This window comes from Pseudomonas sp. B6(2017) (assembly GCF_002112765.1).
GTDB classification, from domain to species: Bacteria; Pseudomonadota; Gammaproteobacteria; order Pseudomonadales; family Pseudomonadaceae; genus Aquipseudomonas; species Aquipseudomonas piscis.
In genome coordinates, this window is sequence record NZ_NEIQ01000021.1 from 1 (window position 1) to 14,264 (window position 14,264).

General features: G+C 65.8%; 6 protein-coding genes. 2 read left to right on the forward strand and 4 right to left on the reverse strand.

Annotation, left to right across the window (positions count from 1 at the left end):
• Window positions 1-2,160, reverse strand: a 2,160-nt coding sequence (locus CAG11_RS28205) for a GNAT family N-acetyltransferase (protein ID WP_143494795.1), incomplete at its 3' end; no start/stop codon positions are given.
• Between the two features lie 163 nt (window positions 2,161-2,323).
• Window positions 2,324-2,644 carry a hypothetical protein gene (locus CAG11_RS28210; RefSeq protein ID WP_053129839.1) on the reverse strand — a complete coding sequence of 107 codons (321 nt, stop codon included), beginning with the start codon at window positions 2,642-2,644 and terminating at the stop codon, window positions 2,324-2,326.
• A 547-nt stretch (window positions 2,645-3,191) separates the two neighbouring features.
• On the opposite strand from CAG11_RS28210, the gene CAG11_RS28215 reads away from it, so the two are divergent.
• Complete coding sequence (locus CAG11_RS28215) at window positions 3,192-4,124, forward strand: NAD-dependent epimerase/dehydratase family protein (protein ID WP_085599348.1); 933 nt, start codon at window positions 3,192-3,194, stop codon at window positions 4,122-4,124.
• Window positions 4,125-4,233: 109 nt separating this feature from the next.
• Here the strand turns inward: CAG11_RS28215 and CAG11_RS28220 are convergent, their stop codons facing one another.
• Window positions 4,234-11,205 (reverse strand): GNAT family N-acetyltransferase, encoded by a 6,972-nt coding sequence (locus tag CAG11_RS28220; RefSeq protein WP_085599350.1) that lies wholly within the window; start codon window positions 11,203-11,205, stop codon window positions 4,234-4,236.
• A 26-nt stretch (window positions 11,206-11,231) separates the two neighbouring features.
• Complete coding sequence (fabD, locus tag CAG11_RS28225; protein WP_085599352.1) at window positions 11,232-13,229, reverse strand: ACP S-malonyltransferase; 1,998 nt, start codon at window positions 13,227-13,229, stop codon at window positions 11,232-11,234.
• A 158-nt stretch (window positions 13,230-13,387) separates the two neighbouring features.
• On the opposite strand from fabD, the gene CAG11_RS28230 reads away from it, so the two are divergent.
• Window positions 13,388-14,254 carry a class I SAM-dependent methyltransferase gene (locus CAG11_RS28230; protein ID WP_085599354.1) on the forward strand — a complete coding sequence of 289 codons (867 nt, stop codon included), beginning with the start codon at window positions 13,388-13,390 and terminating at the stop codon, window positions 14,252-14,254.
• Window positions 14,255-14,264 lie beyond the last annotated feature (10 nt).

A 14,264-nucleotide genomic window follows, 5' to 3' on the forward strand; every position in this document is an offset into this window, starting at 1 on the left:
CCACTGTCCGGACGGGACGGCCGGTGATGGCGCTGCCGTTGTCTTGAGTGGCGGGGCCATGGTCCGCACATCGGGGTATTCCACCAGGACCCCGGCGTCACGGTTGACCGCATCGCCGGGCCGATAGCCCTCCAGTACCTCGCGCACCTGCGCGCCATGGCTTTCGTGAAAACACAGCATGGGTTCGAGCAAGCGCCCGGAAACCTCGTCCCTGCGGCGGATGTAGTCCTTGAGCGACAAGGCGTCGGCTCGGCGGGCATCATAGTGATGACAGCGCGTCACCCCGACCACGCTGCGCACTGCGTCGAGGCTGGCCAGGTACACCAGCGTGAAATCGATCAGCTCATCGGCCAGCCCCTCGCCCTGGTGTTCCGGGTGCACGCAAATACCCAGCAGCTGCGCGACGGGGCCGGCCGGATCATGCAAGGCCTCGACCTGGAAGCAATCGCTGTGGCGTAGCTGGTCGACCGCCGCCAAGCGCTGGGAATAGATCGCCGCCACTAGCTGCCCCTGGTACTCGAGCACCAGCTGGCCCTGGGGGTAGAGCGCCAACCGACGCTGCAACACCGCTTCGGTAGCGCCCAGTCCGCTGGGCCAGCAGGCCAGCTCCAGTTCCCGCAGCCGTGGCAAGTCCCTGGGTAGTGGGTGGCGGATGCGGTAACGCCGTGGCAACAGCCGATTCAGGCTGGCCTGGGTGAACGGCTCGCCACGGGGCAAGCCCTGGGCCACGGCCCGATCCGGAAACAAGCCGGCTTGCGCCGCGGCCATCAGGAACACCGGCGCCTCGAACAGCTGGTGCCCGGCAAAACCATGGCTGGCGTCCAGATGCACCGCCCCGCTGCGCCGGGCATGCTGCCGGGCGCTGTCAGGGTGCAGGCAATGGGCGGCCAGCAGTATCAGGCCGTGGTGTGTGGTGAGTTCCTGCCAGCGGGCCAGGTGTTCGACCAGGCCCTGCAAGGCTGCCGCCGGCTCGATGCACGCTCCATGTCGATCCACATGAACGCTGCTTGGGCGTGCGTGGCGCTGGTCGTCGATGCCCTGGGTCGAGCCTGGCGGCTGCCAGGCCCGCCGATGTTCCTGGAAGGCATGGATATAGAGGATGTTCTCCGGGTCGCGGATACCGTTGGCGCCCAGGCTGGCGAGCAATCCCTGGGGATCGCCGATGTCACCGGTCAATAGCAGGTGCGGCAGGCCTTCCAGGGTTTGTTGCCCCCGGGCCTGCTGGGTGCTGTTGGCCGTGACGCCGATCAGCAGCAGCGGGTAGCGCTCGAGCTGCTGGCCACGCCGACTGTGATTGGCGATAGCCAGGTACAGGCGACGCAGCAACGCCCCATCGGAGCAGCCCACCTCGACGAGATAACCTGGTTGTTGCTCGAGCGGCTGTTGGTCGAATCGAGCGACCACGGCAGCCTCGAACGCAGCGAGATACTCGGCCGGCCAAGAACCTGCATCTTCCTCCCTGGGTTCCTGGATCGAGCTGGCATCGCCGAACAGCAATGCCTGCAATCGGTCCGGCAGCGGTTGCCAGGCCAGGCTCGCGCGCAACTGCGCGGTGCCCTCCAGCAGTGTACGGCCGGCATCGTTCAGGCAAAAACCGTGGCCTTGCCAATATCCCCAGGTACGTTGCTCGAAGTATCGGCGCAGCGCCTCCAGCACCGCACTGGACAGTCCTGTGGCCGGCCCTCTGGTGCTAGCCTCCTGCTCTTGCAGGACCTGCGCGCCACCGGCCTGTTCCAGCGCTATCACTAACGGTGCCAGCAGTGCCCCGTCCAGGCAGGTCGCCATCGGCTCGGGAGCATTTTCCCAGCCACCAGCGGAACGCTCGAGCCAGGAGCGCAGTTCGTGGCCGGCGGGCTCGCCCAGCAACTGCGGCAGCGACAGGCGAGTCAGTGCGCCGGCGCCGGCCGGGATGCGAATGCTCATTCCTGGCGTCAGCCCGTAGTGATCGTTGGCCAGCTGCACCAGGCATCCCAGCTCCAGCAACAGACGCAAGGCCACCCGCAACTGGCCCTCGTTGGCGGCGCAGGCCCGGGCCAGGCTGCGGGCGCTGATGCCGTCGGGCGTGCTTTCCAGGGCGCGCAGCACGCCATGTTGGCCAAGGGCCTCGAGCACCGGCAGCGCTAGCCAACCATCGGCGAGGCGATTGAGTAGATCGGTCACGACATACCTCCAGCGGTATCCGCAGCAGCTAGTGGCCAGCGTCTTGGCGGCATGGGGTTCATGCAGGGATGTGGGGGTATTGGCCCCGGTACAGGCCAGGTCTTGAGGTGTGCTCAGGACCTGGAATGCTCGACGTGCGAACGCATGGCACTTCCCGGATGGATCATTCGCCGGTCCGGTCCACCAGGTGGCGGGCCTCGAAGACGGTCATGCCGAGCATGCGAAAGTACGCACGCCAGAACTCCACCGCTTCCTGCGCTGCACTCACGTCCTGCACGCATTCGATTTCGAAGACATCGCCGCTGGCCAGTTGTGTCCGGGCAGGCCAGCGGGCCAGCGCGGGGTCGCTGGAGCAACGGATGAAATCCAGGAGTCGGGGCTCGCATGCGCCGGGGTCGTCGACGGCGTAGTCGACGAACAAGCGGCTGTCGGGTTCATGGCAGACGCCAAAGATGTGATACGCACCGTCCCTTGTAGAGTTCATGTCTTGTCCTCCTGACAAGAATCGCCTTCCCCGCACGCAAAGCGGTCTCGGTTACAGCGTCGCTGGCCGGCGCCTGGCTCGAGCGGTGCGGCCTGTGTACGGGCTGGCACCAGAAGTAGAAAAAAGCCTAGTCAGCTCATTGGATCGCGCCATTTGCGAGTGGCGAAATCCGACGAATAAACATCCCCAAACCTGCGCCTGCGCTCGGCACCTGGGCTCGAATGTCCGGCTGGCCCCATATGATTGCGCCCCGGATTTCCGGGCCTTGGCTGGCCGCTGCGGCAGCGGGCAGCGAGTTGACAGCGCGCTGGATTTCACCGCTGGATAAACGCTTGACCTTAAAGATGACTTTAAAGTTAAGGTTTGCCGTGGCCGCAGAACCACCGCCTTTCGATTCACCAATCGACCTCGCCCAAGCCCCATGGCCGGCAGGCGCACGTGGATTCGCTAAGCTCAATGGGCCAGGTCTGCCGAACAGCAGATCGAGGTTGGCCCGCAGGCTCCACGCGGCGACTACGCAACGTCTGCAACGACTCAAGGACACAGCATGCAAACCATATTGGGAGCCAGTGGGCAGATCGCCATAGAGCTGGCGCGAGAACTGTCCAGCAGCCATACCGATGCGCTGCGGCTGGTCAGCCGCAACCCGGCCAAGGTCAATACGTCCGACACCTTGCTACCGGCCGACCTGCTGGATGCCGACCAGGCCGCCAAGGCCATCGAGGGCAGCAGCATCGTGTATTTCACCGCCGGCCTGCCGCCGGACACTCGCCTGTGGGAGCAGCAATTCCCGCTGATGCTGAAAAACGCTCTCGAAGCGACGCGCGCGGCCAACGCCAAGTTCGTCTATTTCGACAACACCTACATGTACCCGCAAGACGATCGGCTGCTCACCGAAGACGCGCCCTTCCAGCCCGTCGGTCGCAAGGGCCAGGTCCGAGCCGCCATGGCCTCCATGGTGCTGCAGGAGATGGCCCGCGGCGACATTCCGGTGCTGATCGGCCGGGCGCCGGAATTCTATGGCCCAGGCAAGACCCAGAGCATCACCAACAGCCTGGTCCTGGATAACCTCAAGGCTGGCAAGACGCCGCGAGTGCCAGTGCGCGACGACACCAAGCGCACGCTGATCTGGACCCCCGATGCCAGTCGCGCCCTGGGATTGCTCGGCAATACCGCGGATGCCTATGGGCAGACCTGGCACCTGCCCTGCGACGATCAACGCCTGACCTACAAGGAACTGGTCGGCCTGGCTGCACAGGTGCAGGGCAAGGCGCCCTCCTACAAGGTTCTGGGCAAGTGGACCCTGCTGGCCGCCGGCCTGGTTTCCAGCCAGGTCCGTGAGCTGCGCGAACTGCTGCCGCGCTACGAATACGACAACCTGTTCGATTCATCGAAATTCAAGCAGCGCTTCCCCGAGTTCCAGGTCACTACCTACCGCCAGGGGCTGGAGCAGGTACTGGGCCGACACAGCGCCCGCTAGCCGTACCTGCCAGTGGGCGGCGGCTCCAGGTTCGCCAGCTCGGCCCAGCTCTTCACGCGAAGATTACGGTAGCCAAAGCAGCTCGCACCGCCAACAGCCTACCGGGAGCTCAACCTGGCTCGTACCAGGCCTGGTCATCGCCAGCCAGGCGCTCCAGCAGGCGACAGTAGTCGGCGAACATCGCCGTCACCCGTGCAGGATCCAGGCGCCCGGGCGCCAGGTCCCAATGGATCAGCAAGCCTTGCGGCAACTCGCTGCTAAGGTTGTCCAGCGCCACCCCATGGGTGCGGCTGGCACTCTTCACCAGGGTCGCCCCTTCGGGGAGTCCGAGGGGACCTTGCGGATCCAGCCGGGTAAACACCACCGGGAACTCAAGCTTGCGCGCCGACTGGCGATTCGTCGCCATCTTGCGCAGGGCCTGCAAGCCACTGACGCAGGCATGCCGGCGATCCTCGGCGAAGATCCGCTCGCAACGCCGGGCCTCCTCAAGCAGCGTCGCCGGGCGATCGTGAAAGTCGATCCAGCTCAATGTGGTGAAGTCACCCACCAGGGCGTCCACCTGCGGGTGCGCCGCCGGTCTCTGCCAGCCCGGGGCCACCAGGGTGAATGGCGCTGGCCAACCGTGCCTGGCGATGCTTCGGGCATAGACGGCGATCAACAAGGCATCGGCCGAGATCCCTGCCCGGTGGATACGCGTGCGCAGGGCTGGCCAGCAGGCCAGGCAGTGCTCGTATTCCAGGTACGCGATACTGCCGGCGCCGCCATCGTCGAGCTGCGGCCCGCATGGCAGGTGGCGGAACTTCTCTTGCCAGTAGGCCAAGGCCGGTCCTGCCGCCGGCGTGCGCTTGTAGCCTTCGAGCGCCGCGACGTACCCGGCAAAATCGATGTTCAGCGGCGCCAGAGGCTGGCCGTGGTAGAGCTGGAGCAACTGGCGCAGCAGCAGGTTACGGCTGGGCAGGTCGATAAGCAGCAAGTCCACCGCCAGGTGCACCCCCTGGCAACCACCGTCCAGGGGGCTCACCCGCAGCCAGGCATGGGGCCAGTCGCCCAGCGCAGTCACTTCTCCCAGCAGCCGTTCGGCGATGCGTCGAGCGTCGCCCCCCGGGCCGTGCGGCTCCAGCTCCAGTTGCGCCGAAGGGGCCGGCTCCATCACCTGCTGGGTGCCATTGGCCAGGACGCGCGTACGCAGCATCGGATGGTGGGCCACCAGTTGCTGCCAGGCACGGCCCAGTCGCGCAACGTCAAGGTCGTCGATCGCCAGAGCGCAATACAGCTGCGCGTTGCCCTGGCCCGGATGCAAGGTGCGATTGAAGGCATAGGCCTGCTGCTGATCGGTCAAGGCGAAGGGGCGCCCGGACGCTGCGACTGGAAGCACTTGAAAAGGCGCGACGACAACCAGTTCGCTCACCGGCAATGCCTTCCACCCGGCATCGGTATCGGCCACGCGGGCCAGCAATTGGCAGTAATCCTCGAACAACTTCTCGAGCATTCCTTCGGGGTAGCAATCGATGGCCACATCCCAGCTGAACTCCAGCACCCCGGCACGCTCGCGCAACTGGTGATCGAGGTTGATCTGCGGGGTCTGGGTCACGCAGTAGTGCTGGGCGTCGGCAAACCCCGGGGCTCCATCGATCGCCGGATTGTTGAGCATCGAGGTGAAGACCACCTCCGCTCCGCTGAATCGCGGCCCCTGGCCCTCGGTACGCCGAGCCTCGCGCAGCGCGGCAACGCTGCCCACACAGCCATGGTCGAGGTCCTCCAGCAACTGGCGCTGCGCTTGTTGCAGCCATTGCGCCAGGTCCTGTCCTTGCGCCGCAGCAAAGGAAAACAGCTGGGTCGAGATCAGTGGCCCCACCAGGCTATCGATATCCGGATGCAGGGGGAGCCGGCCGTAGCAGGTGCATATCAGGGAAAAGCCCTGTCCGGCATTGGCTTGCTGCAGGACCAGGCCGAACAGACCAAGCAGCAACGCGCTGCCGGAAACCTGCAGGGCCGCGCCCTGCTCCTTCAAGCGCCGCCAGCGTTCGCGGTCCAGGGTTCGGACCAGGCGACGGCGATGACGACCGGCAGGCCCCGGCGCCTTGGGCAGGTACAGACCCGCCGGCAGTTGGGCCAGCTTGTCAACCCAGTACCGCAGGTCCCGCTGGTAGCGCGGCGATGCCTTGAAGGCGTCCAGGGCCAATTGATAATCACGGAACCTCAGATCCTGCCCAGGCAGGACGGCCGCAGGCTCCCGGTAGACCTGCAGCCATTGCTGCAAGAGCACTTCGAGCGAGGTGGCATCGACGATCAACTCGTCGATGCTCAGGTGGACCCGGCTGGTCCCCTGGTCCAGCAGCGATACCGCGATAGTGAACAAACGCTCCTGACCCACCTGGTAGAGCTGGTGCGACATCGATGCGCGCAAGGCCATCAGCGAGCGTTCGCGCTCGGCGCTGGCACTGCGGCGCAAGTCGCGGACCCTGAAGCGATATGGCAGTGCCGGACCGGCCTGCTGGCGGCCATCGTCCAGCATTTTCAAACGCAGCGCGTCATGCTGCGCCAGGAGTCGGTTCCACGCCTGCTCCAGGCGGTAGACGTCCAGTTCCGGCCAGTCGAACTCCAGGTAGATATGGCAACCGACCCGCTCGGTCTCGGCCAGGAGCATGCGCCCCGACAAGAACGATTGCTGGATATCGTTGAGGGCAAACGGCTGGCAGGCGGCTTCGGGCTCGGCTTGCAACACTGGCAGCAGTCCTTGCTCGCCATCGTGGTCCAGCGTCGCCAGGTAAGCCTCGACCTCGCCAAGGCTCAGGTACGGGCTGAGCTGGGCCAGGGGGACCGCTACCTGCAACCGCTGTTCGAGCCTGGCCTTGAGGCCCACCGCCCCCAGCGAGTCGAGCCCCAGGCTGGCCAGGCTGCGCGCCTCGCACCCGGCCAGCGCCTGCGGGTCGCAACCCAGCACCTGGGTGAGGATCTGGCGCAGGTCCCGGCCCGGCTGCGGACAAGGGGCCGCGGGGCGCGTGGTCGCCGCCAGGCGCGGCGGCAGCCAATGGCGCTGCCGGGCGAAGGCATAGCCGGGCAGACCGACGCGCCGCGGCGGCTGTGGGCGCTGCAGTTGCTGCCAAGGCACGCTGCGCCCTTGCAACCAGGCAGCGGCCAGGGCGCCGAGGTCCGCTGTCGCCAGGGCCTGGTCGAGCGAGCCGTGGTTGCCTGGCGGCACCTCCTCGACCCACACCGGAGAATCGCCCAGGCCCCGGGCCAGTGCGTCGAGCTGATGCCGCAAGACGCTGATGCTTTGCACCTGGCTGGCCCAGCGGCAAGCCATCGCGGTGCGCCCCACTTGCAAGGTATAGGCGATGTCGGCCAGGTCCAGCTCCGGCTGGCGCTCGATGGCCTCCCCAAGCAAGGCGGCCTGTTCCCTGAGGCGTTGCCCATCCTGCGCCGACAGCAGGATCAATTGCGGGCCATGAGCCAGGCCAGGGGGGCGCGGCTGGACGTCAGGCTCCTCCACCACCAAGTGGGCGTTGACTCCGCCGAAACCGTAGCTGTTGATGCTTGCCCGACGAGGCAGCTCCTGCCCACGAGCATCGCGCATGGCCGGCCATGGCCGATTCTGTGCACTGAGCGACAACAGTTGCGGATCGAGGCTGATCGCCGGGTTGGGTTGGCCATAGCCCGGAATTCCCGGTAACCGCCGCTGGCGCAACGCATCGATCACCTTGAACAGTGCCGCCATGCCCGAAGCCAGCTCGCAGTGCCCGATCAACGGCTTCAAACTGCTCAGGTGCCAGGGCGCGACGACCGCTTGTCCGTCTCCCAGCTCTCGGTAGGCCGCCTGTAGCGCGTCGATCTCAATCGCATCGCCCAATGCCGAACCGGTGCCATGGGCTTCTACGTAGCCAAGGGTCTGGGGCTTGACCCCGGCGCGACGATAGGCAGCGACCATCGCCGCTTGCATGCCGTCATGATCCGGTGCGGTCAGGGACATCCCGTGGCCACCATGGCTCACGCCGCTGCCCTTGATCTTCAGGTGAATCCGATCACCGTCGCGCAGCGCGTCGGCCAGTGGCTTGAGCAGCAGCACGCCGACCCCCTCGGCGCGCACGTAACCATCGGCCCCAGCCTGGAACGAGCGGGTCTGCGCCTGTTCGCTGAGCAGGCCCATTTGCCGGTAGCCCGTGGTTTCATCCGCGGACAACAACAGGTTCACCGCGCCCACCAGCGCCTGCCGGCACTCGCCGCTGCGCATTGCCTGCATGGCCCGGTGCACGGCTACCAGCGCCGACGAGCAAGCGGTATTGCAGTATTCGCTGGGGCCACGCAGGTCGAGGAACCAGGAAATCCGGTTGGCGTACATGCACGGCGCAGAAGACGTCAGCAGGTACGGGCTGCTACAGGGCACCTCGACGACTTCAGGGTATTGGCTCGGGGCGGCGGTTATGAACACCCCTGTCGGCTGCCGGGCAAAATCCGCGGCACTGATCGCCGCATCGTCCAGGGCCAGCCAGGCATGCTGCAGCAGCAGACGCTGCTGCGGATCCATCAGCGCGGCTTCCGCCGCCGAGAGCGAGAAGAACCCGGGGTCGAAATATTCGATACCGTCGATGTAGCCGGCCACAGGCCCGGCCATGCCGCGTTCGGGCGGTACTTCGCGAAGCTGGCTGGTGCCGTTGTGAATGGCGGCGTAAAAACCTTCCAGTCCGCCACCGGGAAAGGAACCGCTGATGCCCACCACGGCAAAATCGTCCCCTGGAGTGGCGGACAGCGCTGGCGGTTGGGACGCCGGGGCGAGGTAGGCCGCCTGCGCTTCGGCCCCGGGCGATGCGGGGCCGCCCAGGCGCTCCTGCACGGCGTCGAGAATTTTCCCGAGGTTGTTGTAGCGAAAGAAAAAGCTCGGCTCCAGGACCAGGCCGAAGGCCCTGCCCAGCGCTTCGCCGAATCCTGGCAGGTCCGCCGAATCCAGCCCCAGCTCCATCAGGCTGTGCTGCGCCGATACGGGTCGCTCCGGTGCCTGCCCCAGGCAACGGTTGAGCGCCTGGCGCACGGCGACTTCGGGCGTGATACCCGGTTGCTCGAGCCGTGGCGCCACGGGTTGCGGTTGCTGGCGTTGGCGGCCAGCCAGGTGATAGTGCACCAGGACGCCATGGCCGGCGTTGTCGGCATCGGCGGGCCGGTAGCCAGCAACCAGTTTCTCGATCCGCGCACCGTGCTGTTCATGGAAGCGCAATATCGGATCCAGCAGTCCTCCTCGCTCGTCACGTGCCTGGATATAGTCGGCCAGGGCCAGGTGCCGGTGCCGGGGATAGTCCTTGCAACGGGTCACGCCGACCACCGTGTCCACGCCGTTTTGCAGCGTGCAGTATTGCAGCATGAGTTCCAGCAACTGGTCGCCATAGCCGCTGTACTGGTGGGCCGGCAAGATATTCAGGCTCTGGATCTGCACGATCCTGCCCTTGCCGTGGAACAGCTGGTCGACGGTGGCGAAGTTGACCGTGGCCAAGTCCTCGATGCGCAAGAGGCGCTGGGAATAGATCACGCCCACCACTTGCCCGCCGAGTTCCAGGACCAATTGCCCCGCAGGATCCTGGCGCAAGCGGCGCCGCAGGATCGCTTCATCGACTCGCCCGCCTGCTGGCCAGCAAGCCTGTTCGAGCTCCAGCAAGGCGCCCATGTCCCCCGGGGCTGCATGGCGGACACGATACTCGCGGCGCTTGTAGCAACCGCTGGTGGCGCTGCAACCGAGGCCATCCTGGGGGAACTTGTGGAGCATGCCCGGCTCGGCGAACAGCCCGGCTCCGGCCAGCGCCATCAGGTAGTGCGCGGCCTCGACCGGATAGTGGCAGGCAAGGTTGCCGGCCCAGTGGTCGCCCGGGTACCAGTGGCTGTCACTGAGTACCAGCAACTGCTCGCCAGTCAGCATCGCCAGGCCTGCGGCCGAACGCTCGAGGCTGGCCAGCACCGCGGCGCCATCCACCGCCTGCCCGGCGAGGTCCAGGTAATGACGCCGTGGTACCAGGGACGGCGGGCGCGGCGTCGAGGCTTGGGGTGGCAGCAGGTTCTGCTGGCCGATACCCAGCCACAGAATCCGTGCATCACCCGGTACGCCTGCTTCTTGTAGTTGTTGGCGCGCCGCCTGCGGTTCACCGGCCAGGGCGCGATCCAGCTCCAGCCATCGCAGCGGGTGGTGTTCCAGGGCCCGCCCCCGAGCGGTATGCCGGCCTACCCAGTGCTCCAGCTGGTCCAGGGTGCCCGCGGGGGAGCGGCCCAGGCTGACGACCCAGTGCGCCTGGGCAGACACTGGTTGGGCATCGAAAAGCTGGCCCAACAGCAGCTCCAGCGTCGGTCGATCTCCCGGCCAGGCGTATTGCTCGCCTGCCTGCTGGAGCCATTGCAGCGCCTGTGCCCAGCGCTCCTCCTGGCCGAACAGGAGCTCTTCGACCATGGCGGGCAAGCTGGCGAAATAGGCCAGGAACGGTTGGCTCAATAGCTCGGCCAGCAGTGTTCGGCGCTCGGGGGCGAGCACCAGATGGCGTTCCTCCCGGCGAATCCAGCGCTGGCCCCGCAGGAAATCACTCAACCGGCGGCGGGCGTCGGGATCCATCGGCCCGGCCGCCAGGCGTCCAGGATCGACCCGGCCGCTGTCGACATCGATTCCTGCGTTGCGTTGCAACCGCTGTAGCAGCCCCAGCGCCAGCAACTGGTCCAGGCCCTGGCGGAGTACCGGGCAATGCAGGTTCCAGTCCAGCGCCGCCAGTTCCAGCCAGGGGCCTGCCGGCGATAGCTCTGCGGCTTGCGGTAGCTCTGGCGCCAGCCAGGAGAACAGCTGGCTGGCCTGGCTGGGCAGCAAGGCGATGGCCGATGCCGGGGCCTTGAAAAAATACTGATCATCGCTCGCCTGGCTCAACCAGCCACAACCTTCGAGGGCATCGAAGATCACGCGCAACGGACCGGCGTTGACCGAGGCCGCATCGGTGAATTCGGCAAAGCCGAACGTCTGGTTGATGCCCCTGGCGGAAATCAGCTGGCGGCTTTCCAGGGCCAGCACACTGGCGATGAACAACAGCTGGTCGGTCAGCGCGGCATTGGTCGTCGGTTCCATGACAAGGCGTCCTGGGCTAGGTGCGATCACGATAAGGCGGTGTTGCGCGCGGCCTTGACCAGCTTGGTCAGAACCTCGCCCGGTCCCAGCTCCTCGAACTCCAGCTCCCCCTGGCGCATCAGGTATTGCATGCTCTCGAGCCAGCGCACCGAGCCGCAGATCTGCCGGGACAGGTTGTCCACCACTTCCCCATCGCGATAAGGCGCGGCGTTGACGTTGGCGATGACCGGGGTCTGCAGCGGCCGGTAATCGAAGGTCGCCAGGTATTGACTGAAGGCGCGCATGGCACTGTCCATGTAGCGGGAATGGAAAGGCGCGCTGACCGGCAGTTCGACGAAGGTGATGCCCTGCGCCTGGAAGATCTCCCTGGCTTCGCTGAGCGCCACCACAGGACCGGCCAGCACCACTTGGGACGGTGAGTTGTAGTTGGCAATGTCCAGGGCCCCGAGGGCATGACGGTTCAACAACGCCTGGACCTCATCAGGGCTCGGGCCGATGACCGCCGCCATGCCGCCTCCGGTGGCGAGCGCCATCAGCTCGCCACGTTTTTTCACCAGTTTCAGGCCGGTCTCGAAGGAGAATGCCCCGGCGGCGAACAAGGCGCAGTATTCACCCAGGCTGTGTCCGGCCAGGAAGTCGGGCTTGCGCGGATCGGCCTGCTGCCTGGCCAGGAATGCCAGGGCGCTGACGGTATAGAGCGCCGGCTGGGTGAACCGGGTGTTGGACAGCTGGCGCTCGGGATCTTCCAGGCACAGGGTCTTGAGCGAATAACCGAGGATCTGGTCCGCTTGCGCCAGGTGGTCGGGGAACTGCTCGAACAGCTCCGCCCCCATGCCCAGGCGTTGCGAACCCTGCCCGGGAAACAGGTACACCCTCTTGGGGCCGGATGGCAATGGCGTCGACGGTCGCTGGACCAGCCGTGGTGGCGGGGACAGGACTGGCGCCTGCCGCTGGATGTCGAGCGGTGCCTGCACCGATGGTGCCGCCGCCATGTCCGGCTGGATGGCGGTCGGCAACGGCTGCAAGGCGCGGCCCAGGGTCAGGGCCTCGTCGAACTTCTCCAGGTCACGGCCGAACGGGCTCAACACCGCGATCGTCTGCGGCAAGGAGCGCTCGCGCAGGTTCTGCTTGACCAGGTTGGCCAGGGTGCCGCTGGGCCCGAGGTCGAGGTAGATCATCGACTCACCGCGCTCGGCGGCTTGCTGCTCGAGCTGTGCCAGGGTCTGGGAAAAGCGGATCGGCTGGCGAATGCTCTGCCAGTAGTGGTCGCCGTCCAGCCGCTCCAGGACCTGGCCGCTGTGGCAGGAAACCACCGGGGTCTGTGCCGGTTGCCAGGCCACCTGGCGAAACAGGGCGTCGACCTCGGGCTTGAGAAAGTCGATATGCCGCGAGTGAAAGGCCTGGTTCACCGGCAAGCGTTGGTAGACCACGTCCCGGGCATTGAGCTGGCGCTCGGCCTCGGCGATCGCACTGGCCGAGCCCGCCACCACCATGACCGAGGGGGCGTTGTAGGCGGCGATATCGCAGTGCTCGTGCAACGCCGGCAGTTCCTGGAACAGCGACGGTGGAGCCAGGATCGCCAGCATCGCGCCAGTGCCCGTTGCGCCTTGCTGCTGGTGGAACAACTGCCCCTGGCGCACCACCAGGCGCACCGCCTCGGGCAGCGCGATGATCTCGGCCAGCGCGGCGCCGGCCAGTTCCCCGAGGCTGGCGCCCAGCAGCAGGTCAGGCTTGACGCCCTGCTCGGCCAGGGTCCGGCCCAACGCGTACTCGACCATGAAGATCGCCGGGTGGCTCAGGCGGATGTCATCGAACACCTGGGAGCGTGGATGGCTGTCGTGGTAGATCGTGGCGACCACCGACTGGCCCAGTTCGGCGCGCACCAGGCTATCGAGTTCGTTCATCCAGTGCTGGAACCGCAGGTTGTTCTGATAGAGCTCGCGACCCATCTGGTAGAACTGGCAGCCCTGGCCGGGAAACATGAACACCACGCAAGACTTCTGTCCCTGGAAAAGATAAGGCATGAATTTCATCCTGAAATGAATTGCGATAATGACGGCTCGCAGTATAGGAGCCGATCCGGAACGGCTCGGGGCCGTGAGAAAAAATCCTCGGCATCTTGGCCATCACTTCTATGCTGCTGTGGCGAAGCCCTTTGCAGCTTTCTCACATGGAGGTAGAAATGACGACCCAAGAACCAGTGACCGTATCGCCGATCAGCCAGTGGTACGACATGATGACCCGGATGTTCCCCGACCAGCGCCTGACGTTCCTCAACTACGGCTACCTGGCCAGGGACAGCGACTTCGACTGGATCGATGACCGGGACCTGGAGCAGAAATGCTCGGCGAACCTGATTCGCACCCTGCTGGGGAATATCGACCTGCGCGGCAAGAAGGTCCTGGAAGTCGGCTCTGGGCGTGGCGGCAACTGCTCCTACCTGGCCCGCTACACCGGGGCGGCGTCCGTCACCGGGATGGATTTCTGCCCGGCGCATATCGAGTTGTGCAACCGGGTGCATGCCCTGCCGGGGCTGACCTTCGTCGAGGGCGACGCCATGGCCCTGCCGTTTGCCGACAAGCAGTTCGACGTCGTGATCAATATCGAGTCGTCGCACTGCTATCCCGACCTCGATGCCTTCGGCACGCAGGTGCGCCGGGTACTGAAGGACGATGGCTGGTTCCTGTACGCCGACACCATGAAGGGCGACAACCCCAGCACCTTGAACGAGCGTGACAGCATCGGCGTCGATTTCTTCGAGAACGTGCTGGAACAGCACGAAGCGATGATTCGCCATGCGCGCTTCGAGGTGCGCGATCACGCCGATATTTCCGAAGGCGTGCTCAGGGCCTTCGAAAGCGAGCAAGGTCACCTCAAGCACCTGCTCAAGAGCCTGGTGAACGAGAAGAAGCAACAAGGCACGGCGCTGCCGCCCGAGGTCTGGCACGCATTCGACACCATGTTCCACTTCTTCGATGACAGCGGCGTCAAGGCCTACAGGAACGGCCATCTGGCGTACAAGCTCTGGCGCCTGAAAAAAGCCCCCTGAAGCCCATCGA

What these genes read in the sequence shown, in the direction of transcription:
- CAG11_RS28210 (WP_053129839.1), bottom strand. Translation starts at nt 2,644, where the DNA reads ATGAACTCTACAAGGGACGGTGCGTATCACATCTTTGGCGTCTGCCAT.
- CAG11_RS28215 (WP_085599348.1), top strand. Translation starts at nt 3,192, where the DNA reads ATGCAAACCATATTGGGAGCCAGTGGGCAGATCGCCATAGAGCTGGCG.
- CAG11_RS28220 (WP_085599350.1), bottom strand. Translation starts at nt 11,205, where the DNA reads ATGGAACCGACGACCAATGCCGCGCTGACCGACCAGCTGTTGTTCATC.
- fabD (WP_085599352.1), bottom strand. Translation starts at nt 13,229, where the DNA reads ATGCCTTATCTTTTCCAGGGACAGAAGTCTTGCGTGGTGTTCATGTTT.
- CAG11_RS28230 (WP_085599354.1), top strand. Translation starts at nt 13,388, where the DNA reads ATGACGACCCAAGAACCAGTGACCGTATCGCCGATCAGCCAGTGGTAC.